The sequence below is a fragment of the Acidiferrobacter sp. genome, from assembly GCF_054609335.1.
Genome location: NZ_JBTRWP010000099.1, coordinates 1 through 3,120, shown reverse-complemented (window position 1 = coordinate 3,120; position 3,120 = coordinate 1). Strand labels below are relative to the sequence as shown.

The following is a 3,120-nucleotide window of genomic DNA, read 5'->3' as shown; positions in this document are numbered from 1 at the left end:
GGTCTCGGCGGTCTGGACTGGGCCGATGTTAGACCCCGCATCGAACACGCCTTGGCGGCGCTGCCGGAGGTGGAGGCGCTGGTCTTTGAGCCGGGTGGCGCGGCCGACGCACGGGCCAACCATTCGACAGAAGTACCCACGATGACCCCGGGTCGGGCGGCTTTGGTGGGCCTCATGGACCGGTATCTGGCAGGCCTCCTGGACCCCTCCATTTCACTTCTGGAAGTCCATAAGCTCATGTACTTCATGCAGGAAGCCGGTGAATCTCTGCGCCTGCGTTATGTGAAGGCGCCGTATGGCCCCTACACCGAGAATCTGCGCCATGTGCTACGCACGATCGAAGGCCATCTCATCTCGGGCTACGCCGACGGTGGCGACGCGCCCACGAAGCAGCTGGCCCTAGTGCCGGGGGCGGTGGCCGATGCCAACGCGTTTCTGGCAGACCACAGAGACACGCACGCGCATTTTGATCGGGTGGTGGGCCTGGTCGAGGGGTTCGAGACCCCGTTCGGCCTGGAATTGTTCTCTACAGTATATTGGGTTGCCCGTCACGAGGGGGCCGCTTCCGCCGAAACCGCGATGGCGGCCACCTACGCTTGGAATGATCGCAAACGCCAGTTCTCACGGACGCAGATCGAGATGGCGTGGCAGCGACTGTACGAGGGCCATTGGCTGCGGCCCATTAAGGCGCCGCTACCATAACCCCCATCCGGTTGCGCTCAGGCGGACATTAGGGGTGGGACGCGTGGGCTGAAAACGGGCACGAGCACGCGGAGAAGGCGTGCGCTCTTCGGTGTGTCGTCTCTCTTGGAGCAACTGGCCGCGGCCTTCAGGAATGACCGGGAGAAGCGGAAAAGGGGGGTTCCCAAAACGGCCCGTGGCGCCATCACCCGATGGCTTTTGAAAGAGGTTGGGGAGTGCTTCTAGCCCTATACATATATGTATATCGTATGTATAATAGCGCGATGCGCCTTCAATTCGACCCCAACAAGGCCGCAGGCAACCTCAAGAAACACGGAGTTTCGTTTGCTGACGCCGAAGGGGGTCTTTATCGACCCGCTCGCGATTCACAGTCCAGATCCGGACGCGCCAGATGAAGATCGGTTTATTGCGGTGGGGACGGGAAGTGTTGGGGTGGTTATGGTGGTGGTTTATACACTACGCGGCGACGAGATACGGTTGATATCGGCGCGATGCGCGACACGTCATGAGGTGAGAGACTATGAGGGATGAATACGATTTTTCGAAAGGGAAGCGCGGAGCAGTTCTTTCCGCGAAGGGAAAGACGCGCATCACCATCTATATCGACGATGACACCTTGGCTGCGTTTCGGGCGCGCGCGGAGCAGATGGGAAGCGGATACCAAACCCTTATGAATGAGGCGTTAAAAGCCTCGCTTGCCAAAGACGACAAGCCCTTAACGGCGGCGGCCTTGCGCCGAATCCTTCGGGAAGAGATGGCGGAGGGTGCGGGGCGGTAACCTACCCAGGAGCAGGCGACTGCCGGACGGAGGCCACCCTAGTCAGGAAGTCCGCGGCCGGCCACGGCCGCCCCGCCGGCACGAGTACCCGCCTGCCCGCTCGATCTCGGCCGTAATGAACGCGTCCAGCTGCTCGTCGGCCCACCGCCGTGCCCGCCCAAACCGGACAGGCCGGGGTAGCCGACCAGACGCCAGCAGGCTCTCGGCCGTCCACCGCACACCCGAGACGGGCCGCCACTTCATCCAGAGTCAAAAGCTGCATAACCATATACCCTCGCGCAGTCGCTATTGAGTAATCTGCACGAAGGGAAATATGCGGGTGCCGGGGCTAGATCATCCCGCACCTGACTGTGAAAAGAACTGTTGCCTACTCCGGTTGTCCCGCCCCACCCGATCGACCCTCCATGTGCCCACACGATATCAGCGCAAAGCCGGGTAGGGGAGGCCGGGGCTAACAGAGCTGATACGATAGAAGACCAAAAAGGCTTTTCCAATTCTTTACTTTTTCCGTGCCTTACCTTAAAGTAAGGAGATGTAAACAGGGGTACCTTGAATGTCTACTGCAACCATGACCAGTAAGGGCCAAATCACCATTCCCTCCATAGTGCGTGCCGCTCTTGGCGTTGAAGCCGGAGACCGGGTGGAGTTTGTCCAGGTTGAACCAGGTCGTTTTGAGCTGGTGGCCGCTACGCAATCGGTAACTTCTTTGAGGGGGTTGGTGCGTAAGCCTGCTGCGCCGGTAACGATTGCGGCAATGAATGGCGCAATCGCTGTTCACGGGGCAAAGGCGAGATGATAGGTCTGGATACCAATGTCCTTATTCGCTATGTCGCGCAGGATGACCCTAAGCAGTCACCGAAGGCAACGCGCCTGATTGAGTCGTTGACGGTGGATGCGCCCGGGTACGTGAGCCTCGTTTCAGTGATCGAGCTGGTGTGGGTGCTGACGAGCTGTTACGCCTCGACCAAAGGCGAGATATGCGAAGTGTTGCAAACATTGCTGCGCACCAAGGAAATCGTAGTAGCCAACGCTGGTACGGTATGGAAAGCGGTACGGCTATTCAAAGAAGAGAAGGCGGACTTTGCCGACTGCTTGATCGAGCGGTCAGCTAATGAAGCGGGATGTGGCTATACGATAACTTTTGATCGCGACGCCGCCAAACATTGCGGCATGCGGTTAATTGAATAGCAACGGAAATGCGGGATTGATCGGGCGACGTGGCTGCCCTATGGCCGCTACTATTTTCGCGTCTTTACTCACAGTTTTCCCGGCAAGTGGGCTCTTAGGGTAGCAAGATGACCATGTTGTCTTATTTGACAACAGATCATACGTTGGCATAGTAGTTCACATGAAAGCCGTGCTGATTACTCGTGAGCGTCTAGCCAACCCACCTATCTCCCCGTTGCCAGCTACGACAGACTAGGCTCCCCGTTGAAGGGCAGGAGTTCGGAGAGGCGCTTATGGGGCCAGGTGGGGAGTTTGTCGAGGACATCGCAGAGGTACGCGAAGGGCTCGACGTTATACATACCTATAGGGGTATGCGGAGGGTGTGTTTGCTTTGGACCCGTAGTGTGTCGCAATCTAGGATGAAGCATGTCGAAGCAGGAGAAAATCATGTTGCAACGGCGTCTCGGTAAGGT

The 3,120-nt window shown here is 58.2% G+C and carries 4 protein-coding genes and 2 pseudogenes; 5 read left to right on the top strand and 1 reads right to left on the bottom strand.

Annotated elements, in window-relative coordinates; genetic code table 11:
* From ACYCTF_RS14280 to ACYCTF_RS14260, 5 genes and pseudogenes are all read left to right on the top strand, one after another.
* Positions 1-702, top strand: a pseudogene (locus ACYCTF_RS14280) (type II toxin-antitoxin system antitoxin DNA ADP-ribosyl glycohydrolase DarG); the annotation flags it as partial.
* A 237-nt stretch (positions 703-939) separates the two neighbouring features.
* Positions 940-1,233, top strand: coding sequence for a BrnT family toxin (locus ACYCTF_RS14275; protein WP_461284337.1), 294 nt, complete (start codon positions 940-942; stop codon positions 1,231-1,233).
* Positions 1,223-1,480, top strand: coding sequence for a BrnA antitoxin family protein (locus ACYCTF_RS14270; RefSeq protein WP_461284336.1), 258 nt, complete (start codon positions 1,223-1,225; stop codon positions 1,478-1,480). Before ACYCTF_RS14275 ends, ACYCTF_RS14270 begins: the two co-directional genes overlap by 11 nt.
* Before the next feature lie 553 nt (positions 1,481-2,033).
* Positions 2,034-2,276: an AbrB/MazE/SpoVT family DNA-binding domain-containing protein gene (locus ACYCTF_RS14265; protein ID WP_461284335.1), complete on the top strand. Its 243-nt coding sequence runs from the start codon at positions 2,034-2,036 to the stop codon at positions 2,274-2,276.
* Positions 2,273-2,668 (top strand): PIN domain-containing protein, encoded by a 396-nt coding sequence (locus tag ACYCTF_RS14260; protein ID WP_461284334.1) that lies wholly within the window; start codon positions 2,273-2,275, stop codon positions 2,666-2,668. Before ACYCTF_RS14265 ends, ACYCTF_RS14260 begins: the two co-directional genes overlap by 4 nt.
* Before the next feature lie 221 nt (positions 2,669-2,889).
* On the opposite strand, the pseudogene ACYCTF_RS14255 reads toward ACYCTF_RS14260, so the two are convergent.
* Positions 2,890-2,997, bottom strand: a pseudogene (locus ACYCTF_RS14255) (transposase domain-containing protein); the annotation flags it as partial.
* Positions 2,998-3,120: the final 123 nt, after the last annotated feature.